Origin of the sequence: Paenibacillus sp. (assembly GCF_035645195.1) — a bacterium.
GTDB lineage: Bacteria > Bacillota > Bacilli > Paenibacillales > YIM-B00363 > Paenibacillus_AE.
Genome location: NZ_DASQNA010000035.1, coordinates 1 through 21,365 on the forward strand (window position 1 = coordinate 1; position 21,365 = coordinate 21,365).

23 protein-coding genes are annotated in these 21,365 nt (G+C 61.9%); all 23 read right to left on the reverse strand.

Annotated features, from left to right (window positions below):
* Positions 1 to 419: 419 nt before the first annotated feature.
* Complete coding sequence (locus tag VE009_RS18725; protein ID WP_325010234.1) at positions 420 to 1,187, reverse strand: SIMPL domain-containing protein; 768 nt, start codon at positions 1,185 to 1,187, stop codon at positions 420 to 422.
* 113 nt (positions 1,188 to 1,300) lie between these two features.
* Positions 1,301 to 2,098: a type I methionyl aminopeptidase gene (gene map, locus VE009_RS18730; RefSeq protein ID WP_325010236.1), complete on the reverse strand. Its 798-nt coding sequence runs from the start codon at positions 2,096 to 2,098 to the stop codon at positions 1,301 to 1,303.
* Between the two features lie 151 nt (positions 2,099 to 2,249).
* Complete coding sequence (locus VE009_RS18735) at positions 2,250 to 2,519, reverse strand: HPr family phosphocarrier protein (RefSeq protein ID WP_138197319.1); 270 nt, start codon at positions 2,517 to 2,519, stop codon at positions 2,250 to 2,252.
* Positions 2,520 to 2,632: 113 nt separating this feature from the next.
* Positions 2,633 to 3,562, reverse strand: coding sequence for a DNA-binding protein WhiA (gene whiA, locus VE009_RS18740; protein WP_325010238.1), 930 nt, complete (start codon positions 3,560 to 3,562; stop codon positions 2,633 to 2,635).
* Between the two features lie 19 nt (positions 3,563 to 3,581).
* The gene (locus VE009_RS18745) at positions 3,582 to 4,568 is read right to left on the reverse strand and encodes a YvcK family protein (protein ID WP_325010240.1); all 987 of its coding nucleotides are present in this window, start codon (positions 4,566 to 4,568) and stop codon (positions 3,582 to 3,584) included.
* 18 nt (positions 4,569 to 4,586) lie between these two features.
* Positions 4,587 to 5,492, reverse strand: coding sequence for an RNase adapter RapZ (rapZ, locus tag VE009_RS18750; protein WP_325010242.1), 906 nt, complete (start codon positions 5,490 to 5,492; stop codon positions 4,587 to 4,589).
* Between the two features lie 34 nt (positions 5,493 to 5,526).
* Positions 5,527 to 6,477 carry an ROK family glucokinase gene (locus VE009_RS18755; protein WP_325010244.1) on the reverse strand — a complete coding sequence of 317 codons (951 nt, stop codon included), beginning with the start codon at positions 6,475 to 6,477 and terminating at the stop codon, positions 5,527 to 5,529.
* Positions 6,478 to 6,706: 229 nt separating this feature from the next.
* Entirely contained in the window at positions 6,707 to 7,660 is a 954-nt protein-coding gene (trxB, locus tag VE009_RS18760) for a thioredoxin-disulfide reductase (RefSeq protein ID WP_325010246.1), read from the reverse strand.
* A gap of 112 nt (positions 7,661 to 7,772) precedes the next feature.
* A complete protein-coding gene (locus tag VE009_RS18765) occupies positions 7,773 to 9,521 on the reverse strand; it encodes a tetratricopeptide repeat protein (RefSeq protein WP_325010248.1) in 1,749 nt (582 codons plus the stop codon).
* 139 nt (positions 9,522 to 9,660) lie between these two features.
* Positions 9,661 to 10,617 (reverse strand): ribose-phosphate diphosphokinase, encoded by a 957-nt coding sequence (locus tag VE009_RS18770; protein ID WP_414694903.1) that lies wholly within the window; start codon positions 10,615 to 10,617, stop codon positions 9,661 to 9,663.
* 114 nt (positions 10,618 to 10,731) lie between these two features.
* Positions 10,732 to 11,424 (reverse strand): bifunctional phosphoribosyl-AMP cyclohydrolase/phosphoribosyl-ATP diphosphatase HisIE, encoded by a 693-nt coding sequence (gene hisIE, locus VE009_RS18775; RefSeq protein WP_325010250.1) that lies wholly within the window; start codon positions 11,422 to 11,424, stop codon positions 10,732 to 10,734.
* Positions 11,421 to 12,179 carry an imidazole glycerol phosphate synthase subunit HisF gene (gene hisF / locus VE009_RS18780; RefSeq protein ID WP_325010252.1) on the reverse strand — a complete coding sequence of 253 codons (759 nt, stop codon included), beginning with the start codon at positions 12,177 to 12,179 and terminating at the stop codon, positions 11,421 to 11,423. Before hisF ends, hisIE begins: the two co-directional genes overlap by 4 nt.
* Before the next feature lie 43 nt (positions 12,180 to 12,222).
* Positions 12,223 to 12,987 carry a phosphoribosylformimino-5-aminoimidazole carboxamide ribotide isomerase gene (gene hisA / locus VE009_RS18785; protein WP_325010254.1) on the reverse strand — a complete coding sequence of 255 codons (765 nt, stop codon included), beginning with the start codon at positions 12,985 to 12,987 and terminating at the stop codon, positions 12,223 to 12,225.
* Between the two features lie 24 nt (positions 12,988 to 13,011).
* Entirely contained in the window at positions 13,012 to 13,635 is a 624-nt protein-coding gene (gene hisH / locus VE009_RS18790; RefSeq protein WP_325010256.1) for an imidazole glycerol phosphate synthase subunit HisH, read from the reverse strand.
* 4 nt (positions 13,636 to 13,639) lie between these two features.
* Entirely contained in the window at positions 13,640 to 14,236 is a 597-nt protein-coding gene (gene hisB, locus VE009_RS18795) for an imidazoleglycerol-phosphate dehydratase HisB (RefSeq protein ID WP_325010258.1), read from the reverse strand.
* 92 nt (positions 14,237 to 14,328) lie between these two features.
* Positions 14,329 to 15,615, reverse strand: a complete 1,287-nt coding sequence (hisD, locus tag VE009_RS18800) for a histidinol dehydrogenase (protein ID WP_325010283.1) — start codon at positions 15,613 to 15,615, stop codon at positions 14,329 to 14,331.
* A 22-nt stretch (positions 15,616 to 15,637) separates the two neighbouring features.
* Positions 15,638 to 16,246 (reverse strand): ATP phosphoribosyltransferase, encoded by a 609-nt coding sequence (hisG, locus tag VE009_RS18805; RefSeq protein WP_325010285.1) that lies wholly within the window; start codon positions 16,244 to 16,246, stop codon positions 15,638 to 15,640.
* Between the two features lie 40 nt (positions 16,247 to 16,286).
* Positions 16,287 to 17,495, reverse strand: a complete 1,209-nt coding sequence (locus VE009_RS18810; protein WP_325010260.1) for an ATP phosphoribosyltransferase regulatory subunit — start codon at positions 17,493 to 17,495, stop codon at positions 16,287 to 16,289.
* A 186-nt stretch (positions 17,496 to 17,681) separates the two neighbouring features.
* Entirely contained in the window at positions 17,682 to 18,230 is a 549-nt protein-coding gene (locus VE009_RS18815; RefSeq protein WP_325010262.1) for an acyltransferase, read from the reverse strand.
* Positions 18,227 to 18,907 carry a pyrophosphatase PpaX gene (ppaX, locus tag VE009_RS18820; protein ID WP_325010264.1) on the reverse strand — a complete coding sequence of 227 codons (681 nt, stop codon included), beginning with the start codon at positions 18,905 to 18,907 and terminating at the stop codon, positions 18,227 to 18,229. Before ppaX ends, VE009_RS18815 begins: the two co-directional genes overlap by 4 nt.
* Positions 18,885 to 19,919, reverse strand: coding sequence for a prolipoprotein diacylglyceryl transferase (gene lgt, locus VE009_RS18825; RefSeq protein WP_325010266.1), 1,035 nt, complete (start codon positions 19,917 to 19,919; stop codon positions 18,885 to 18,887). Before lgt ends, ppaX begins: the two co-directional genes overlap by 23 nt.
* An 18-nt stretch (positions 19,920 to 19,937) precedes the next feature.
* Complete coding sequence (hprK, locus tag VE009_RS18830) at positions 19,938 to 20,876, reverse strand: HPr(Ser) kinase/phosphatase (protein ID WP_325010268.1); 939 nt, start codon at positions 20,874 to 20,876, stop codon at positions 19,938 to 19,940.
* A gap of 113 nt (positions 20,877 to 20,989) precedes the next feature.
* Positions 20,990 to 21,364: a hypothetical protein gene (locus VE009_RS18835; protein WP_325010270.1), complete on the reverse strand. Its 375-nt coding sequence runs from the start codon at positions 21,362 to 21,364 to the stop codon at positions 20,990 to 20,992.
* Between the last annotated feature and the right edge of the window lies 1 nt (position 21,365).

Below are 21,365 nucleotides of genomic sequence, written 5' to 3' on the forward strand. Positions count from 1 at the left end.
GCGGTTACGAAGTTACTTCGCGTATTCCTCAGGCCTCCCCAGATAAGAACGTCATCTTTCCGCCCGCGCTCGCCCAAGTTTACGGCTGCAGCCCTTGGCAGCTTTGGATTTCGTCATGGTTTGGTGACTCATCCGGCTGCAACCGCCTCAAATTGGATTCGTGTACCTCGAACCGTGCTTTTGCCTCCAGCTTCCTCCAGATTCTGCCTCACGACAGACACCCTTGCTTTTGGCTAATGGTAGGCGCTTGCCAGCCCCCATTCCGGACTTTCACCGTAGAGATGACGCCCATGCTGGGCGTACAACTCGAACCCCCGGCGCAGCCAAGCGCCGGGGGTTTTTGCCGCCCGCCGGTTCGCGGAACGAACGAAAGCCGCCCCCGGCCCGCTAAGGCCGAAAACGGCTTTCAAATACCCCTATTACATTTCGTACGTAACCGTCACCGTCGTCGTAATTTCGAGCTGTCCCGGCTGCACCGACGTGCCGGCGCCGCCGTCCATAGCCGCCGCCTCTGCTTTCACCATCGGATAATAGATCGGCGCGCCGCCGCTCACGCCGCCCTGCTGCACGTGAAGCACGCTTTGCACCGAACGTCCGGCCGCCTTCGCGATCGTATCCGCCTTCGCTTTCGCGTTAGCCATCGCTTTCTCGATGACCTGCAGCTCGTACGCGTCCATCTTTTCCGTGCCGAATTGGATCCCGTTCATCCGGTTCGCCCCCGCCTTCGACACGGCGTCGATCAGCTTCCCGAGGCCGGTCAGATCGCGGTACGCCACCTGAACCGAATGGTCCGCCGTATAGCCGACGAGGGAAGACACCCCTTTGTCCGACCATTGATACTCCGGCTGCACGTAAAATCCGGTCGTCTTGATATCCTTCGCCGCCACGCCGAACTGCTCCTTCAGCGCCTTCTCGATCGCCGCGAACGCCGCCGCGTTGGCCGTCTGCGCCTCGTTCGCCGTCTTCGCCTTCGTGAATACGCCGAAGCTGACGTACGCCACATCCGGCTCGATCGACATCTTCCCGGAGCCCGATACCGAAATCGTTCGCTCCGAACCCGCTTCCGCCGCCATCGCCGTGCCCTCCTTCACCGAATCCGCGATCGAGGGCCCGTACAGCGGCGCCGCCGCCAGCAGCGCGCCGACGAGACCTGCAGCCGCCCAACGCTTCCACAACTTCGCCATCATCAAAAAAACCCCTTTCATCCCCTATAGAGTGATCTGATCGTTCAGAACTTACCCTATAGACGATGGGGGTTTGATGAATGTTGCGAAGGGAGATGCAGGAAAAATAGCTTATTCTACGTCCGGAACGAATCCGCCAGCGTCAAAATATGCGCTTCCCCTTCCGTGACGACGACCGTATGCTCGAACTGCACGACAAGGCTGTCGTCCGGGACGAGCAGCGCCCAGCCGTCGTCGCCCTCGTTCACGTTCTGCGCGCCGGTGGACAGGAACGGCTCGATCGCGATGACGGTGCCCTTCTTCAGCAGCCGCCGCTCTCGCGGATCCGGGTAGTTGAATACGTGACTCGGCTCCTCATGAAGCTGGCGCCCGAGCCCGTGACCGGTCAAATTGCGGATGACCGTGTATCCGTGCTTCTGCGCCTCGCGCAGCACCGCACGGCCGATTTCGCTCAGCTTGCCGCCCGCCTTCGCCTTCGCGATGCCCGCGAACAGCGCGCTCTCGCAAGCGGCTAGGATGCGCAGCTTCTCCGCGTACGGATCCGTAGGCGAGAAGCTCCGGTACGCATCCGGCTTCGTGCCGCACACCATCGTGGACCCCGTATCCGAGTAAAAGCCGTCCAACACCGCGGAAACGTCCACGTTCACCAAGTCTCCCGCCTGCAGCGCCGTCGGTCCCGGAATGCCGTGCGCGACGCATCGGTTGACGCTGACGCACGTCGCGCCGGGAAAGTCGTACATCGCCTGCGGCGCCGAAGAAGCCCCGAACTGCTGCAGCACGCGCTCCCCGATGCGATCCAGCTCGAGCGTCGTAATGCCCGGCTCCACCGCCGCCAGCATCGCTTCCCGAGCCGCGGCCACCGCTCGGCCCGCCCGGCGCAATCCCTCCAGTTCCGCCTCGGTTTTTACGATCATGGTTCAGTCATGCCTCCTCTTTCGTTGAAAAAAGCTCCGACTTCCAGTATATTCACCGGAATCGAAGCCGTCGTTTCGTACATCGATTTCGCCTGCAACAACGCCGAATTGACGCCGAAAAAAAGCTCCCGGATCCCGGAAGCCCTTGTCCTTATTGATTTTCTAGCTCTTCCTTGCTAACCAGAGCTACTAAAGCGTTTACAGCCTGTTCTGCGTCGGAACCCTCAGCGCTTATGTGAATTTCCGTCCCCGAGCTGATGGCGAGGCTCATAATGCCCATGATGCTCTTCGCGTTGACTTTCTTTTCGTCCTTCTCGACGAAAACTTCCGAAGAAAATTTATTCGCCTCTTGCACGAACAAAGCCGCGGGTCTGGCGTGGAGACCGGTCTTTAATTTCACGACCACTGGCTGTCTCGTCATTGATTCGATATCCCCCTAACCGTAAGTATCCGATTGCATAACGGTTTTACACGAAGTTTTACCTATTATAGCACTTTTCCGGCCTTGGCACTAGAATGAAAACGGAAAACGCCTTAATTTCGCAATTTCTCGGCCATTTCATCGATTTTTCGCAGTCTGTGATTGACGCCGGACTTGCTGACGTTGCCTTTCAGCATCTCGCCGACCTCTTTCAAATTGAGATCGGGGTACTGCAGCCGGATGACGGCCACCTCCCGAAGCTTCTCGGGCAAGTTGTCCAATCCGATCTGCTGCTCGAGCAGCTTGATGTTCTCGATCTGGCGCACGGCCGCCCCGATTGTCTTATTCAAGTTCGCGGTTTCGCAATTGACGATCCGGTTGACCGAATTGCGCATGTCCCGCATGATGCGGACGTCCTCGAACTTGAGCAGCGCTTGATGGGCGCCGATGACGCTCAGCATCTCGATGATTTTTTCGCCCTCTTTGATATACAGCACGTACCCTTTCTTCCGCTCGATGCAGCGGGCGTTCAAGTGGAACGTGTTGGCGAGGTCGCAAAGCGCTACGCAATGCTCCTCGTACATCGAGGCGATCTCGAGATGGTACGACGAGCCCTCGGGGTTGTTCACCGACCCGCCGGCAAGGAACGCGCCGCGCAGGTACGAGCGTTTGCAGCAAGGCTTCTTCACGATGTCCGGCTCGATGCCGGGCGCGAATTGGAAGCCCTCCTCCTTAATGATGTGAAGCGCACGCAGCAGCTCTTCGACGCCGCCCGGCACCCGCACCATATAGATGTTGTTTTTTTTCAGCCGCATCTTTTTTCGAACGAGCACTTCCGCATGAAGGCCGAACGAACGCTTAAGCAGCGAAAAAATACGGCGGGCGATCGCGGCGTTTTCCGTCGAAATGTCGAGGACGATCCGTCCGTTCGAAATCTGGATCGAACCGTTCATCCGGATGAGCGCGGACAGCTCCGCCTTGACGCAGCAGTCGTCCGCTTCGATCATCGTTAATTCCTTCTTCGTCTGGGCGGCGAAGGACATCTCGTCTCCCCTCTTTCCACTACCGGTTTCGCCCGATCGCCAATCGGTAAATGTGATGGCTCAGCTTGTTCGCGTCGTGGCGCAGGACGCCTTGGAACAAAATCAGCTCATCGGCGATCGTGGAATACCCGAGCGCGGACAGCGCCTCGAGATCGAGCCGCACGACGTCCGCGCCCTTCTCGGCATACAAGCTTCGTACGCGCCTCGGGATGTCGCCGTTATTGACGATCACGTGCTCGAACAGCGGCCCGCCGACATGAGCCGCGATGGCGTTCACATGATCGGTGACGCTGTAGCCGTCCGTCTCTCCGGGCTGCGTCATGACGTTGCAAATATACACTTTCACCGCTTCGGAGGCGCGGATGGCGTCCGCGATCCCGGGCACGAGCAGGTTCGGGATGACGCTCGTGTACAAGCTTCCCGGCCCCATGACGATCGCGTCGGCCCCGCGAATCGCCTCGATCGCCTCCGGCAGCGGCTGAATTTCTTCGGGATGCAAGAAGACGCGCTCGATGCGGCCGCCGTATTTCGTAATTTTGGACTCGCCTTCCACGACGGTGCCGTCGGCCATACGCGCCTTGAGCACGATCGACTCGTGGGAAGCCGGCAGGACGACGCCTCGCACCGCCAGCACGCGGCTCAGCTCGCGGATACCGGTAACGAAGTCGCCGGTAATGTCCCGCAGCGCTGCCAAAATTAAGTTGCCCAAACTGTGCCCCGCCAAACCCTTCCCGCCCGAAAAGCGGTACTGCAGCATCTCGCTGAGCAGCGGCTCGGACTCCGCCAGCGCGCTGATGACGCTGCGGATGTCGCCCGGGGGCGGCATCTGCAGTTCGTCGCGCAGCCGGCCGGAGCTGCCGCCGTCGTCGGCGACAGTCACGATGGCGGTGATGTCCACCGGCTTCTTCTTCAATCCCCGCAGCATCACCGACAGCCCGGTGCCGCCGCCGATGACGACAACGCGCGGGTTCGCGGCGGCATTCGCCGCGCCAGCCCCTTTCTCCAAACGGCCCGCCTCTCCCCTCTAGTGCTGCCGATCCCGGTCGGCGTCGCGATGGTTGACCCGCACCGATTCCGTCTCGCTGCCTTCGAACGCCTTCCCCAAATATTCGGCGATGGCGACCGAGCGGTGTTTGCCGCCGGTGCAGCCGATGCCGACGACGACTTGGCTTTTGCCTTCCTTCCGGTACTGCGGAATGAGGAAGTTGAGCATATCGTGCAGCTTCGCCAGGAACGTCTGCGTTTCGTTCCATTTCATGACGTAATCGTACACTTCCGGCTCGCGTCCCGTATTCGGCCGCAAATGCTCCACGTAATGCGGATTCGGCAAAAACCGGACGTCGAAGATCAGGTCGGCGTCGATCGGAACGCCGTACTTGAAACCGAATGAAACGATGTTGAGCGACATGGCGTTGCGCTCCGCGTCGGTAAACCGGGCGGCGATGCGCGCCTTCAGGTCGGCCGGCTTCAGGCTGCTCGTGTCGATGACTTGCGTCGCCATCCCTTTGAGCTCTTCGAGCAGCACGCGCTCGCTGCGGATGCCTTCGAGCGGCACGCCGGCGGGCGCGAGCGGATGGCGGCGGCGGCTTTCCTTATACCGCTGCACCAAGACGGCGTCCGTCGCGTCCAGGTATAAAATTTCGGAAGAAACGGTAGAATGGTTCTTCAAATACTGCAGCGATTCGGACAACGCGGTGAAAAACTCCCGTCCCCGCAAATCGATGACGAGCGCGACCTTCCGAATCCGGCCTTGCGATTGTTCGATCAGCTCCGCGAATTTCGGGATGAGCACCGGAGGCAAATTGTCTACACAGAAAAACCCGAGATCCTCCAAGCTTTGGACTGCGATCGTCTTGCCCGCGCCGGACATGCCGGTGATGATCACGAGCTTCGCCGGCGCCGGCGAATGATGGATTTGATTCGACTCCATGCCTCTCCGCCTCCCGTCGGGTTTTTATCTATATTTACATTCCTCGCAGGACGAGTCCCGCCGCGCCGACGACGCCGGCGTCGTTGCCGAGCTCGGCCGGCACGATGTCGACGATCGCCCGCTCAGGCGTATACTTCTTAAACACTTCGCGCACCGCGTCGAACAGCATGTCGCCCGCCCGCGCGACCCCGCCGCCGACGATGAAGCGCTCCGGGTTGACGATGACGGCCGTTGCGGCCATCGCTTTGCCGAGATAGAACGCCGCGCGCTTCACGATTCGAAGCGCGACCTCGTCGCCCGCCTTCGCGGCGTCGAACACGTCCTTCGCGGCGATGCTCGCCAGGTCCGCGAGCGGGGTCTTGTCCCCGCGCTCCACGGCGTCCTTCGCCATGCGAATGATGCCCGTCGCGGAGGAGACCGTCTCGACGCAGCCGTGCTGGCCGCAGCCGCACTGTATCGCTTCCATGTCCGGCACGACTTGGACGTGGCCCAGCTCGCCAGCCATGCCCGTCGCGCCTTCGTAGATGCGGCCGCGCACGATGATGCCGCCGCCGACGCCGGTGCCGAGCGTATAGACGACGACGTTGTCGAGCCCGCGCCCCGCGCCGCTCCACGCCTCGCCGAGCGCCGCCACGTTCGCGTCGTTGTTGATCGCCACCGGCTTGCCAAGCTTCTGCTCGAGCGTCGCCTTCACCGGCACGTTCTTAAAGCCGGGGAAGTTGGCGGACATGAACACGACGCCGGTCGCGAAATCCATGAAGCCCGGAATGCCGATGCCGACTCCGACGACGTCTTCCCACGCATACCCATTGTCGGCTACGATCCGGCGCACGTAGCTGGCGATATTCTCCAGAACGGTATCGGGACCGCTCTCCGTCCCCGTCGCCCCTTCAAAAGTGTGTAACAGCTTCCCTTCCGCGTTGCAAATGCCCACTTTGATCGTCGTGCCGCCAATATCGACGCCTACATACAATGGTTGCGACATGCGGGATACCCACCTCGTTACCGAAAATTATTCTGTACCTCACTATAAGGCAACCGTTCCGGGAGGTCAAGGCGCTTCCGGCGCCTCCGCGCGGCGTTCCCGCGCCGCCCGCACCCCGTCTTACGCTCGCGGCCGATTGACTCCCGTCTGCCTCGTTCCCGCAAAAAACGCCGCCCGGCCCACAGGCCGAACGGCGCTTACGATGCGTTAGCGAAGGAGAAGTTTGCCGTTATTTGGAGAGCGTTTCGCTCCAGTCGTGCACCGCGTGGCCTTCGAGGAACCGTTCTGCGTCCAGCGCCGCCATGCAGCCGCTGCCCGCCGCCGTAATCGCTTGGCGGTATTTGTTGTCCTGGACGTCGCCGCAGGCGAACACGCCCGGGACGTTCGTCTCGGAGGTGCCTGGCTTCACTTGAATGTAGCCGACTTCGTCCGTCTCGATTTGGCCGCCGAGGAATTTCGTGTTCGGCGTATGGCCGATCGCCACGAACAGGCCGTCGGTTTCGATAATTTCCTCTTCGCCGGTTTCGTTGTTGCGCACCTTCAGGCCCGTCACGCCCTTCTCGCCGGAGAGCACTTCAAGCGGCGTCCGGTTGAGCGCCCACTTGATTTTCTCGTTCTGGCGGGCGCGATCCTGCATGATTTTGGACGCGCGAAGCTCTTCGCGACGGTGAACGACCGTCACCTGCGTCGCAAACTTCGTCAAGAATTGCGCCTCCTCCATCGCGGAGTCGCCGCCGCCGACGACGATGATCTTCTTGCCGCGGAAGAAGAAGCCGTCGCACGTCGCGCACGTGCTTACGCCGCGGCCGACGTTGTCCTTCTCGCCCGGGATGCCGAGATATTTCGCCGACGCCCCCGTCGAAATGACGAGCGCTTCCGCCTGCATTTCCCCGTGGCCCTCGACCTGCAGCGTGAACGGACGCTTCGACAGATCGACGCTGTTGACCCAGCCCGTCTTGAACTCGGCGCCGAACCGCTCCGCTTGCTTGCGCATATTGTCCATCAGCTCGGGTCCCATGATGCCTTCCGGGAAGCCTGGGAAGTTTTCCACCTCGGTCGTCGTCGTCAGCTGTCCGCCCGGCTCCGGCCCCTCGATAATGAGCGGGTTCATGTTCGCCCGCGCCAAGTAAATCGCCGCCGTCAGCCCCGCAGGGCCCGTTCCGATAATAATGACTTTCCGCATCGTTCTTTCCTCCTGACATCCCGGCAACCGTGCGCCTGCGAGACGCCGATTCCGGGGATCTCGTACAATCCGGTTCCCCATGTTTAGAATGATTCTAAACTACAAATCTATATTACAACTTTTCGCCGAAATTCGCAAAGATCGAATTCATCTTCTCGCGAAGTCCGCACACTTCGTCGATATGCTTGGCATGCTTGCTCACCGTCGTGATCGACACGCCGTAGCGGCGCGCCACGTCCTGGTACGACGCCGTCCGGCGGTGCATCTTCGCGGTCAAATATTCGAGCGCCCCGGCCCAGCCTTCCTTCTTCGTCAACTTCGGCACGGACGGGTACACGCGCGTCAGAAATTCGACCCATAACGTCATCATGTCGTACTGCTGAATCATGTCGTATCGGGACGACATGCGTTCCATCGCCAGGTCCACGATTTCTTGCCACGCCGCGTCCCAGATGGGCAGGTTCGGCGAATAGACGTCCTTCTCGAACGCGATTTCGCGCCCGCCGATGATCGCGCGAATCGGCCCCTTCACGCCCATGCTGCGCAGCGCGAACAGAGACACCTTCTTCACGTAATCGTCCTCGGACGGATCGACGAGCAGCTCGCGGAGCGATTCCGCCACTTCCTCGTCGCCGATCAGGCCGTACGCTTGAATGACCTGCAGCTTCGTCGAGCGGTCCCCGTGGCGCAGCGCCCAGAAGAACGACGAGCGCAGCAGCGGGTCGTTCCGCAGCCGATCCGGCACGTAGCCGGCGTTCTGCGCCCGCTCCAGCTGGCGCAGCTGCTCCTCGAACGGCAAATGATAATGGTAGCTGATCGTCATTTTGCCGTCGGCGGCGCGTCCGCTCTCGATCCGGTCCAACACGTCCATATGAAACTTCGGAATGTCCGAGCCGGGATCGAGCTTCTCGGCCTGCTTCCAATACCGCCGCGCCTCTTGGTGCCGATCCAAATTGTAACAGGCGACCGCCGCGTAATGATACAGGCACGGGTCGGCTTGCCCCGCTTCGCCGCGAAGCAGCCGGCGGAAATGCCGCAGCGCCGAATCGTGCCGGCCCAGCACGCCCATCGTCGTCGCGAGCTTGAAGACGTGCTCCTGATGGTACGGCACCGTCTTCTCCAGCTGCTCGACGAGCGCGGCGAGCTTCTCCCGCTCCCCCGCATGCTGATAGAATATGGCCAAATTGCATAAACCGTGCAAATTGCCCGGATCGGCGGCGAGCACCTGCTTGACCGCATGGAGCGCCTCTCCGAACCGGCCGACGTAATAATAAGCCAGCGCAAGATTATTATACGCAGCGTGGAATTCCGGATGCACGGACACGATGTGCTCTAGCAGCTTGATCGCCTCGGCGAACTTGCCTTCCTCGAGCAGCCTGCGCGCTTGGTCGTGCTCGACGAGACCCGCGCGGCTCTTGATTTTGGAAATGCGCATCGGCCGCTCCAGCTCGTAGCTGAGCAGCTCCATCATTTCCTCGGATTCCTCGAGAAACTGCCCGTTGGCGTCATGCTCCAAATAATGAGCCAACGCCTCCTCGGCCGCTTCGAAGTTCTCCATGTTGGCGAAATTGTTCGCCATATAAAAATAACATTCCGTCATCGAAGGGTCGATTCCCTCCACGATGTGCTTCAGCACATGATTGGATTCGTCGTATTTGCCCATCTCGGACAGAATGCCGGCCATGTTGCAATGATTCACCGGATTGTCCGGCTCGTACTCGACCGCGCGTCGGAAATATTTCAGCGCTTGGTCGTACCGAAACCGGTCAAGGGACTGTACCGCTCTTTCAAAAAAGAACGTCGCATCCATAGGCAGCGGGATGACTTTTCGTTTGATGGTCAGATGCTTAGTCTTTTCCAATGCGATCGGCACCTCCGCGTTCGACCGAAGTAAATGTCATGCCCAGTATAACATAGTTTTCTCGAGGGCCGTAACCGATTTTCGCCCGGGCCCGTCCGCGCGGTCCGGGCGCACCGATCGGGGGACGCGGCTTCCAATTTTACACGCCGCCGCTTTTGAACAAGACGGAAATCGAACCGCCCTCGTGGATGATGCGAATCGCGTCGGCGAGCAGCGGCGCGACCGTCCGCACTTGGATGTTCGCCGGGAGATCGTCCGGCAGCGCGATCGAGTCCGTCACCAGCACCTTCTGGATGTTCGGATGCGCCATCCGCTTCTCGGCTCCGTCGGAGAACACCGGGTGCGTCGCGCAAATGATCGCGTCCTCCGCGCCCTTCTCCTTAAGCCCTTCCACGACGTTGACGATCGTCGAGCCGGTGTCGATCAAGTCTTCGATGATGATCGGCGTGTGCCCTTCGACGTCGCCGATGATGTGCGTGATGACCGATTCGTTATGCGTCGGCCGCTTCTTGATCATGATCGCGAACGACAGATCGAGGTACCCGGCGAGCTTTTCCGCCGTTTTGGCGCGTCCGGCGTCCGGCGAGACGACGATCGGATTTTTCACGTTCATGCGGCGAATTTCGTCGCTGATGAGGTCGAGAGCGGTCAGGTGATCCACCGGGATGTTGAAGAAGCCCTGGATCGCCGGCGCATGCAGGTCGATCGTCACGACGCGCGACGCGCCGACCGTCGTCAGGATGTCGGCGACCATCTTCGCGCTGATCGGCTCCCGCGGCGCCGCCTTCCGCTCCTGCCGCGCATAGCCGTAGTACGGCAGCACGAGATTGATCGTGCGGGCGGACGCCCGCTTCGCCGCGTCGATCATGACCATGAGCTCGACCAAGTTCTCGTTGATCGGATGCGACAGCGATTGCACGAGATAGACGTCGCAATTGCGGATCGTCTCCTCGTAGTGGACATAAATTTCTCCGCTCTTGAAGCGGGCGATTTTGATGCGGCCCAGCTCCAGCCCCAGCTCGGCGCACATCGCCTCCGCCAGCCGCGGATTCGACGATCCGCTAAACACCTTCACTCGATCGTTATGCAACGGCATGTCGCCAAGTCCCCCTTACCGCTTCGAAACGCTTTCTTTGAATGCATTGTACCACGAACCTTTACGAGAAAAAAATGTTGCCCCCGGCCGCGGTCGACCGGAGGCAAAATCGCATTATTTCGGTTGATGACGGCGCGCCAGCTCGCCCAGCACTTCGTCGAGCGGCAGCTTTTGCTCCTGCAGCAGGACGAGCAGGTGGAACAACAGATCGCTCGTTTCGTAACGCAGTTCTTCCGCGCTGCGGTTTTTCGCCGCGATAATGACTTCGGCCGCTTCCTCGCCGACCTTCTTGAGAATTTTGTCGACGCCCTTCTCGAACAGGTAGGTCGTGTACGCCCCTTCGGGCCGCTCGACTTCGCGCTGCGCGATCGTCCGTTCGAGAGCTTCGATAATGGCAAAACGGTTCCCTGCCGCTCCGGCCGCCGGCTCCCCGGCGCCTGTACGGCGATAGAAGCAGCTCGTCTCGCCCGTATGGCACGCAGGACCGTTCGGCTCGACCTCGAGCAGCACCGTGTCCCCGTCGCAATCGACGCTGAACGCGACGACGCGCTGCGTGTTGCCGGACGTCGCGCCTTTGTGCCACAGCTCGCCGCGGGAGCGGCTCCAGAACACGGTTTCGCCCTTTTCGAACGTCAGCCGCAGCGACTCCTCGTTCATGTACGCCATCATCAGCACTTGCTTCGTGGCCGCGTCCTGGACGATCGCCGGCACGAGCCCCCGCTCGTCCCAGCGGATCGCCGCCGCCAGCTGCGCCGCCGTCATGTCTTTCAACGGTACGAATACCGTGTATCCAACGTTATCGCTCATCGCACCTCGACCCCTTTCCCGAACAAATACCCTTTCACTTGGCTAATCGTCAGCTCTTTATAATGGAAGATCGTCGCCGCGAGTCCCGCGTCCGCTTTCCCTTCCGTAAATACATCCCCGAAATGTTCGACGCGGCCCGCGCCGCCCGAGGCGATGACCGGAATGCCGACCGCTTCGGACACCGCCCTCGTCAGCGGCAGGTCGAAGCCGTCCTTCGTGCCGTCCGCGTCCATCGACGTGAGCAGCAGTTCGCCGGCGCCGAGCAGTTCGGCCTCCTGCGCCCATTCGACCGCCCGCTTGCCCGTCGGCTTGCGGCCGCCGTGCGTATACACTTCCCACGTGCCCCATTCGGGGTTGAAGCGCGCGTCGATCGCGACGACGATGCACTGGCTGCCGAATTTCCGGGCGCCGTCGGTGATCAGCTGCGGGTTCAGCACCGCCGCCGTGTTGATGCCGGTCTTGTCCGCGCCCGCGCGCAGCAGCCGCTTCATATCGTCGACCGACGAAATGCCGCCGCCGACCGTAAACGGGATGCTGATTTCGCCGGCCGTCTGCCGGACGACGTCGACCATCGTGGCGCGCCCTTCGTGGGACGCCGAGATGTCGAGAAAGACGAGCTCGTCCGCGCCTTCGCGGTCGTACAGGGCGGCCAGCTCGACGGGGTCGCCCGCGTCGCGCAAGTTGACGAAGTTGACGCCCTTGACGACGCGGCCGTCCTTCACGTCGAGGCACGGAATGATGCGTTTCGTAAGCATGTAATGATTCCCTCCTTGGCTGGTCCGCCGCCGATTCGGCCGATCACCGCAAGCCGGCGCGGCAAAATGCGACGACGTCCCGATACGGAAGCTGCCCGCCGAAAATATCGAGCGCGCTGCCGATCGTAATATCGAGCTTGCCGTCCGTGATGTCGCGGAACCTCTCCAGGTCGGCGATCGACCGGGCGCCGCCGGCGTACGTCGTCGGGATCGACGTCCATTCCGCCAGCTGCGCCGCGAGCTTCTCCTGCACGCCTTCGCGCTTGCCTTCTACGTCCACGGCATGGATCAGAAATTCGTCGCAGTACGCTTCCAGCTCGGCGATGTTCGAAGCGTTCACTTCGAAATCGCTGAACGTCCGCCACTGATTCGTCACGACGTAATACCGGCCGTCCCGCTCCTTGCAGCTGAGGTCGATGACGAGGCGCTCCTTGCCGACCTTCGAGACAATTGCGTTGAGGTTGTCCCAGTTCAGCTTACCGTCTTGGAAAATGTAGGACGTGACGATGACGTGCGACGCCCCGAGGTCGAGGTACCGTTCGGCGTTGTCCGCGTTGATGCCCCCGCCGATTTGCAGCCCGCCCGGATAGGCGCGCAGCGCTTCCTCCGCCGCTTGTTCGTTGCCGGCGCCGAGCATGATGATATGGCCGCCGGTCAGGCCGTCCTCGCGGTACATCGCCGCGAAGTAGCCCGGCGACTGCGAGGCGACGAAGTTTTCCTTCACGCGGCTCGGATCCGGGTGCAGCGTTTCGCCGACGATTTGCTTCACTTTGCCTTGATGAATATCGATGCACGGTCTGAATTTCACGGATTAACGCTTCCTTTGGTTCCGTTAGTTTGCCGCGGCGGGCGCGCCGCCGAGCTTTAGGAAATTGCCGAGCAGCTGCATGCCGACGTCGCCGCTTTTTTCCGGGTGGAACTGCATGCCGAACACGTTGCCGCGTCCGACGATCGCCGACACCTCGACGTAATACTCCGCCGTCGCGATGAGGTCGTTCCGGTTTTCCGGAATGACTCGGTACGAGTGGACGAAGTAGGCGTGGCCGCCGTCGAGTCCTTCGAGCAGCGGGCTTTCCCGCAGGAATGCGAGCCGGTTCCAGCCCATGTGCGGCACCTTGAAATCGCCCCGGAACCGATCGACGCGGCCCGGCAGCAGGTCGAGGCCTCGGTGCAGGCCGTGCTCTTCGCTTTCGGTGAACAGCAGCTGCATGCCGAGACATATGCCGAGCAGCGGCTTGCCGCTCGCCGCGACGTCCTCGATGGTTCCGTCAAGGCCAGACTCGCGGATGAGCTCCATCGCGTCGCCGAACGCGCCGACGCCGGGCAAAATGACGCCGCTGGCCGAGAGGATCGCGTCCTTGTCGGCCGTGACGATCGCTTCGTATCCGAGCCGCTCGACCGCTTTCGAGACGCTGTGGAGATTGCCCATGCCGTAGTCGATAATCGCGATGCTCATCGGTTTAGAGCACCCCTTTCGTCGACGGGACCCCCTGCACGCGCGGATCGATCGACGTCGCTTCGTCGAGCGCGCGACCGAGCGCTTTGAATACCGCTTCGATCATGTGATGCGTGTTGCGGCCGTAATGCACGATGACGTGCAGCGTGATGCGCGATTCGAGCGCCAGCTTCCACAGGAACTCGTGCACGAGCTCCACCGTGAACGTGCCGACCGTCGCCGCCGGGAACTCGCCCTTCAGCTCGAAATGCGGCCGGCCGCTGATGTCGATGACGACCTGTGCCAGCGCTTCGTCCATCGGCACGAACACGCTCGCGTACCGCTTGATGCCGCGCTTGTCGCCGAGCGCTTCCTTGAGCGCCGCGCCGAGGCAAATGCCGATGTCCTCGACCGTGTGGTGGTCGTCGATGTCGACGTCGCCGCGCGCCTCAACGCGCAAGTCGAATTGGCCGTGCTTCGTGAACAGGTCGAGCATATGGTTGAGGAACGGCACATCCGTTTCCAGCTGCGATGCGCCCGTTCCGTCGATGTTGAACGATAAGTTAATGTCCGTTTCGTTCGTTTTGCGGGCGATGTCCGCCCTCCGTCCGTTGTCTGCCACGTTCGTTCCTCGCTTTCTTTCCTATACAAATAGTGATGGGCATGCAGTCGGAGTTATTCCGACGATTTCACCCGCCTGCCTGCCGCCCCGACCTACCGCCGTTCGGCGTCGAGGCGCACCTGAATCGCCCGCGCGTGGCCCTCGAGCCCTTCGCGCCGCGCCAGCGTCATAATGCGTTCCGCGCCCTCGAGCAGCGCCTCGCGGCTGTACGCGATAAGGCTCGAGCGCTTCAGGAACGTGTCGACGCCGAGCGGCGAGAAAAACCGCGCCGTGCCGTTCGTCGGCAGCACGTGGTTCGGGCCGGCGTAATAATCGCCGACCGACTCCGCGCTGTAGGGCCCAAGGAAAATCGCGCCCGCGTTTTCGATGCGGCCGAGCCACGCGAGCGGATCCGCCACCATCAGCTCGAGATGCTCCGGCGCGAGCCGGTTGCTGATCGCGATCGCCTCTTCGAGCGACGCCGTCAGCAGGATGGCGCCGTGGCGCCGCACCGACTCCGCGGCGATCGCCCGCCGCGGCAGCGCGTCGAGCTGGCGCTCGACCTCCGCCTGCACCGCCTCCGCGAGCGCGCGAGACGGCGTCAGCAGCACGGCCGACGCCATCTCGTCATGCTCCGCCTGCGAGAGCAGGTCCGCCGCGATGAACGCGGCGTTCGCCCCTTCGTCGGCCACGACGACGATTTCGCTCGGCCCCGCGATCGAGTCGATGTCGACGACGCCGTACACGAGCCGCTTCGCCAGCGCTACGTAAATATTCCCCGGCCCGACGATCTTGTCGACCCGCGGAATCGTCTCGGTGCCGTACGCGAGCGCCGCGATCGCCTGCGCGCCGCCGACGCGGTACACCTCCGAGACGCCCGCCTCCGCGGCGGCGACCAGAATGTACGGGTCGATGCCTTCGGTGCCCCCCGTCGCCGGCGGCGTCACCATGACGATCTCCTTCACGCCCGCGACCGAAGCCGGGATAATGTTCATCAGCACGGAGGACGGATACGCCGCCTTCCCGCCGGGCACGTACACGCCGACCCGCGACAGCGGCCGGACGATTTGTCCGAGCGTCGTACCGTTCGGCTGCACGTCGATCCACGACTGCTTCAGCTGCTTCTCGTGGTACGCGCGAATGTTGGCCGCGGCCGATCGGATCGCGTCCAGGAACGGCTCGTCGACCGACGCGTACGCTTCCTGCAGCTCTTCCGCCGTCACGCGCAGCCGATCGGCCGTCAGCTCCGCTTTATCGAACGCGGCCGTAAACTCCAGCACCGCCTTGTCGCCTTCCGCCCGGACGCGCTCGACGATCGTGCGGGCCGCCGCCTGCTGTTCCTCGTTCTCGGTATCGATGCGGCGATCGAGCTGAAACTCGTCCGGCCGCAATATGCGCATATTCATCGGTCCATTCTCCCCCTTACGCCTGCACCGCGATCGCCGCGGACAGCCGGTCGCACAGCGCCTGCACCGCTTCGCTTTTCATCCTGTAGCTGACCCGGTTCGCGATCAAGCGGCTCGTGATGTCGAACATTTTCTCCATCTCGACGAGTCCGTTCTCCCGCAGCGTCGTCCCCGTCTCCACCATGTCGACGATCCGATCCGCGAGACCGATGAGCGGCGCCAGCTCGATCGAGCCGTTCAGCTTGATCACTTCCACCTGCTGCCCCCGTTCGCGGAAATATTTCGACGCGACGGACGGATACTTCGTCGCGACGCGCGGATGGATCGTCGGCTTCCAATCCGGCAGGCCGATGACCGACATCCGGCAGCGCGCGATGCCGAGATCGAGCAGCTCGTATACGTCCCGGTTTTCTTCGACCAGGACGTCCTTGCCGACGATGCCGAGGTCGGTGACGCCGTACTCTACGTACGTCGGCACGTCGACCGGCTTCGCCATAATGAATTCCATGCCGAGCTGCGGCACCGGAATGATCAGCTTCCGCGAATCGTCCAAATCGTCCGGCAGCGCGAACCCAGCTTCCCGGAACAACGCCGCCGCTTTTTTATAAATGCGCCCCTTGGGCATCGCAATGCGCAGCAAGTTTTCGCTCACGTTCCCTTCCTCCTTACCCGAACGTCACGACGCGGTCGTACGCCGCGCCGCGGAAGACGACCGCTCCGGCCGCCTCGTTCAGCTCGTTCCATTCCGATTCGCTTTCGATGCGCGCGGTCGTCACCGCCGTCCGCTCGCCCGCGCTCCGCAGCGCGTTCGCGCGGCGCAGCGCTTCCTCGCGCCGCTCGGGCGCGTACGCGACGAGCACCCGCTCCGGACCGTCCGCCGCGGCCGCGCCGTTCGCCGCCACGTACTCGAGAATCCGGTTCGTCTTCAGCGAGAACCCGGTCGCCGGCGCCGGGCGGCCGAACTGGCCGAGCAAATTGTCGTACCGGCCGCCGCTGAGCACCGGGAAGCCGAGATCCGACGCGTAGCCTTCGAACGTGAGCCCCGTATAGTAATTGAAGTCGCCCGTCATCGTCAGGTCGATCAGCACGTCGCTGACCGCATCGTACGCGCTCAGCACCGCCCACACCTCGCACAAGTGGCGGATGGCCGCCTGCGCCGACGGGCTCGCCGACAGCGCCAGCGCCTGCTCGCACACCTCAAGCCCGCCGCGCAGCCGCAGGATGCCCTCCAGCTCCTCGCGCACGTCTCCCGGCAGCTCCAAGCGGCGGAGCGCCTCCCGGTAGCCGACGTAATCGCGGCGCAGCAAGTTTTCCTTCAGCTCCTCCTGCGCTTCGACCTGACCCGGCAGCGTCTCTTCGAACAAGCCGTGCAGGAAGCCGACGTGACCGAGCGCCACCCGGAACTTCCGGACGCCGGCCGCCTTCAGGCACGCGATCGACAGCGCGATCACCTCGGCGTCCGCCTCCGCGCTGCCGTCGCCGACGAGCTCGACGCCCGTCTGGAAAAATTCCGAATTGCGTCCCGCTTCCTCCTCGATCGCGCGAAACACGTTCGCATGGTACGCGAGCCGTATCGGCAGCGGCTGCTCGCGCAGCAACGACGACACGACGCGCGCGATCGGCGCCGTCATGTCGGAGCGCATGACGAGCGTCGTCCCCCACCGATCGAGCAGCTTGAACAGCTTCTTGTCGGTCGTGGCGCTCGCCACGCCGACCGTATCGTAAAACTCCAGCGTCGGAGTCATAATTTCCCGATAGCCCCAGCGGCGCATGCATTCCATCACGTTCGCCTCGATTCGGCGAAGCCGTTCGACCGCCTCCGGCAAATAGTCGGTCACGCCGACCGGTTTTTCGAACACCTTCGGTTTAGACACCGTTGTCCCTCCCGGATTCCTTTAACACGTTAAAGTGCTACCATATTAGCAAATGAAAGCATTTATACGTAACTATATCACGCGGCATGGAAGGCGTCAATCCGCCCCGGTCGCCGAACGAGTCTCGCCCGAAGCGGAGCCCGGCTGCCGATTCCGGCGGACCTGGGACGGACCCCGGCACTCCGTCTACGACCGTTCCGGCGCCGCCCCGTTCTCCTCTTCCGCCGGCTTGACACCGTCGCGAGACCCCGCCCTCCCCAGCTCCCGCATCGGATTGCCGCCGACGAAGGCGCCCGGCGCGACGTCCTTATGCACGACCGAGCCGGCCGCCACGACGGCCCCGTCGCCGATGACGACGCCAGGCAATATCGTGCAGTTCGCCCCGATCATGACCTCGTCGCCGATGACGACGTCGCCGAGCCGGTATTCCCGGATCAAATACTCATGCGTCAATATCGTCGTGTTATACCCGATGATGCAGTTCCGCCCGACGCGAATCCGCTCCGGGAAAAATACGTCCGGCATCACCATCAGCGCGAACGACGTTTTCTCTCCCACGGTCATGCCGAGCACCTTCCGGTATATCCACCGCTTAATGCTCAACAAGGGCGTGTATCGGGAAATCTGGATAAAAATAAAGTTCCGCACGGCTTTGAAAAAATTCACCGTGCGGTACATATGCCAAAGCGCGTTCGCGTCCCCTGCCGGGGCCGGATATCGTTCCAGTCGCCTCATGGCCGTCTTCCCTCTTTCGCGGCGCCGGCGCCGGTCTCGACGATCGACGGCAGCTCCCGCAAATCCTCGATCCAGTAATCCGGTTCGCAGCGCATGAGATGCTCCTTGCTCTTGATCGACCAGGCGACGCCGGCCGAGCGGACGCCCGCCGCGCGGGCCGCCAGCAGATCGGCGGCGCTGTCGCCGACCATAAGCGTCGACGCCTTATCGGCGCCGAGCGCCTCGACCGCCTTCAGCACCGGCTCCGGATGCGGCTTCGCGTTCATGACGTCGTCCAGCGTGACGATCGTATCCATGTATTCGTATAAGCCGCACAACGTAAGGCCCATTTCCGACGTCTTGCGGATTTTCGTCGTGACGACGCCCATGCGGACGCCGAGCGACCGGAGCCGTTCCATCGTTTCCTTCGCATGAGGGAACGGCTTCACCAGCGCGTCGTGATGCTTCAAGTTGTACTCCCGGTAAATGCCGATCAGTTCGTCCACTTCTTCGTCGGTCGCCACGCCGGCCGTTTCCCGGAACATGTCGTGCAGCTTTCCGCCCATGAACGGGGTCAAACGCTCCCGCGTAACCATCGTCCACCCTTTGCGCTCCCACACGTACTCGAACGAGCGGAATATGAGCTCGTTCGTATCCAGTATCGTGCCGTCCAAATCAAACAGTACGGTTCGGATCATGCGTTTCGCTTCGCTCCTGTCGTGTTTCTTCCGCCTTCTCGGACGCTTGCGGTCCCGCCTGCGCCGAATTTCCGCCCGCCGCTTCGCCGATGACTGCCTGGGGCTTCGACGAAACAATCGGATCCGAATATTTAGCGGACGAATACCCTTTGGACCGGCGGTAGACGATGAGCGCGATGGCCGCCAAAATGAGCAGCACGGCCAGCAGCTGCGAAACGCGGATGTTGCCGTAGTCCATTTTGCCCGGCGGCGCGAGCATCAGCATCGGCGACCAGAGCGTTTCCAGCAGCCGGTCCAGCCATACCGGCCCGGTGAACGCCAGCGAGTCGGTCCGCAGCCCTTCGATGAAAAAGCGCCCCGCCGAATACCAAATGAAGTAGCTTAGCAGCAGCTCCCCCGAACGCAGGAACGGCATGCGCCGGAGCGCGAACAACACGAGCAGTCCCGCCAAGTTCCACAGCGATTCATAGAGGAACGTCGGATGACGGAACATCTCGCCGATATACATTTGCTCTACGATGAAGTTCGGCAGCCGGAGCGTCTCCCGCAGGAACGCCTCGGTCACGGGGCTTCCGTACGCCTCTTGATTCATGAAGTTGCCCCAGCGGCCGATCGCTTGTCCGGCGATCAAGCTCGGCGCGCAAATGTCCGCGATGCGCCAGAAGTTGTACCCTTTTTTCCGAATATAAATGTATCCGGACAACAGCGCGCCGATTAAGGCGCCGTATATCGCGATGCCGCCCTCCCAGATGCGGAACACCGCAAGCGGGTCGTGCTGGTAGTCTTGCCAACGGAAAGCGACGTAATAGATGCGCGCGGCGATAACCGCCGACGGCACGCCGATCAGCAGCAGGTCCATGAAGAAGTCGGGCACGATGCCGAACCGTTTCCCCTCTTGGACCGCGAGCGCGAGGCCGGCCAACGCGGCCGTCCCCAAAATAATTCCGTACCAATGCACCGTCAGCGGCCCCAATGTGAACGCGATCGGGTCCAGCGCCAAAGCATAACCCATGAAGCGGCCTCCCTTTCGTTATTCGACCTCGTCGTAATCTTCCGCGATCGTTTCCGTCAGACGGTTCGTGAATTGCTGCGCCGCGTTGTAGCCCATCCGCTTCAGGCGGTAATTCATCGCCGCCACCTCGATGATGACCGCGAGGTTCCGTCCCGGACGGACCGGAATCGTCACGAGCGGCAAATCCGTATCGATGATGCGCGTCTTCTCTTCGTCGAGGCCGAGCCGATCGTATTGTTTGTCCTGCTGCCAATTCTCGAGCCGGGCGACGACGGAAATTTTCTTATAGTTGCGCACCGCGCCCGCGCCGAACAGCGTCATCACGTTGATGATGCCAAGGCCGCGAATTTCGAGCAAATGCCGAATCAAATCCGGCGCGTTGCCGTGCAGCTCGTTGTCCGCCGTTTGGCGAATTTCGACCGCGTCGTCCGCGACGAGCCGGTGACCGCGCTTGACCAGCTCGAGCGCGGTTTCGCTTTTCCCGATGCCGCTGGAGCCCGTGATGAGCATGCCTACGCCGTAAATGTCCACGAGCACCCCGTGAATCGTCGTCGACGGCGCCAATCGATTCTCCAGGAAGCCCGTGATGCGGCTTGCGATCGTCGTCGTCGGCATCGGGCTGCGCAGCAGCGGAATATGGTGAGCCTCCGCGGCGTTCAGCAGCTCCGCCGGCACGTCGAGGCCGCGCGTCACGACCAAACAAGGCGTGTCCTCTTGGCACAGCACCTCCGCCCGTTCCCGGCGCGTTCCTTCCGGCAGCGTCTCGAAGAACGACATCTCTGTCACGCCGAGCAGCTGCACCCGTTCCTTCGCATAATAGTTAGAATACCCCGCGAGCACCAATCCCGGCCGGTGCAAGTCGGCTACAGTGATAGGCCTTTTCAATCCATCTTCGCCGGCAAGCACTTCCAAACCGAACTGCTTGACCAAATCGGCGGCTTTCACCTTTTTCGCCATATATGAACGTCTCCCTACGCAGTTGACTTCATTTCCCATCGTACACGTAACGGGATACGGAAATCAACCGTTCTTCCTCATAAGAAAAAGCCGACGGCAATCGTCGGCTCCGATTATAACCCTTTTCTCGTCATCACTATAAGGCATGCTGTATGGATGAGAGCGACAATTCCGATCCCTACGAGCCACCACAGCGAGAAATCCGAAACGACCGAGGCGATGATCAATCCGTATCCGAGCCCGACGGCGAGCATTCCGGCGTTGAACGCCGCTGTGCCGTTATAGCGCGTAACGGCCTTGCGCCGCTTCCACATGGCAGCTGCCAGTACGGACCAACCGGCCAAGACGAGAACGATCCCGACCCCGTCGACGACCCCGGGACCGTGCGCCTCGCTAAAGGCGAATAGACGCGGTCCCTCGTCGGGCAAAGCGATCAAAAACACTCCGACGCCACACAATACTAAAAAGGAGACGATCGCAGCTTTCACG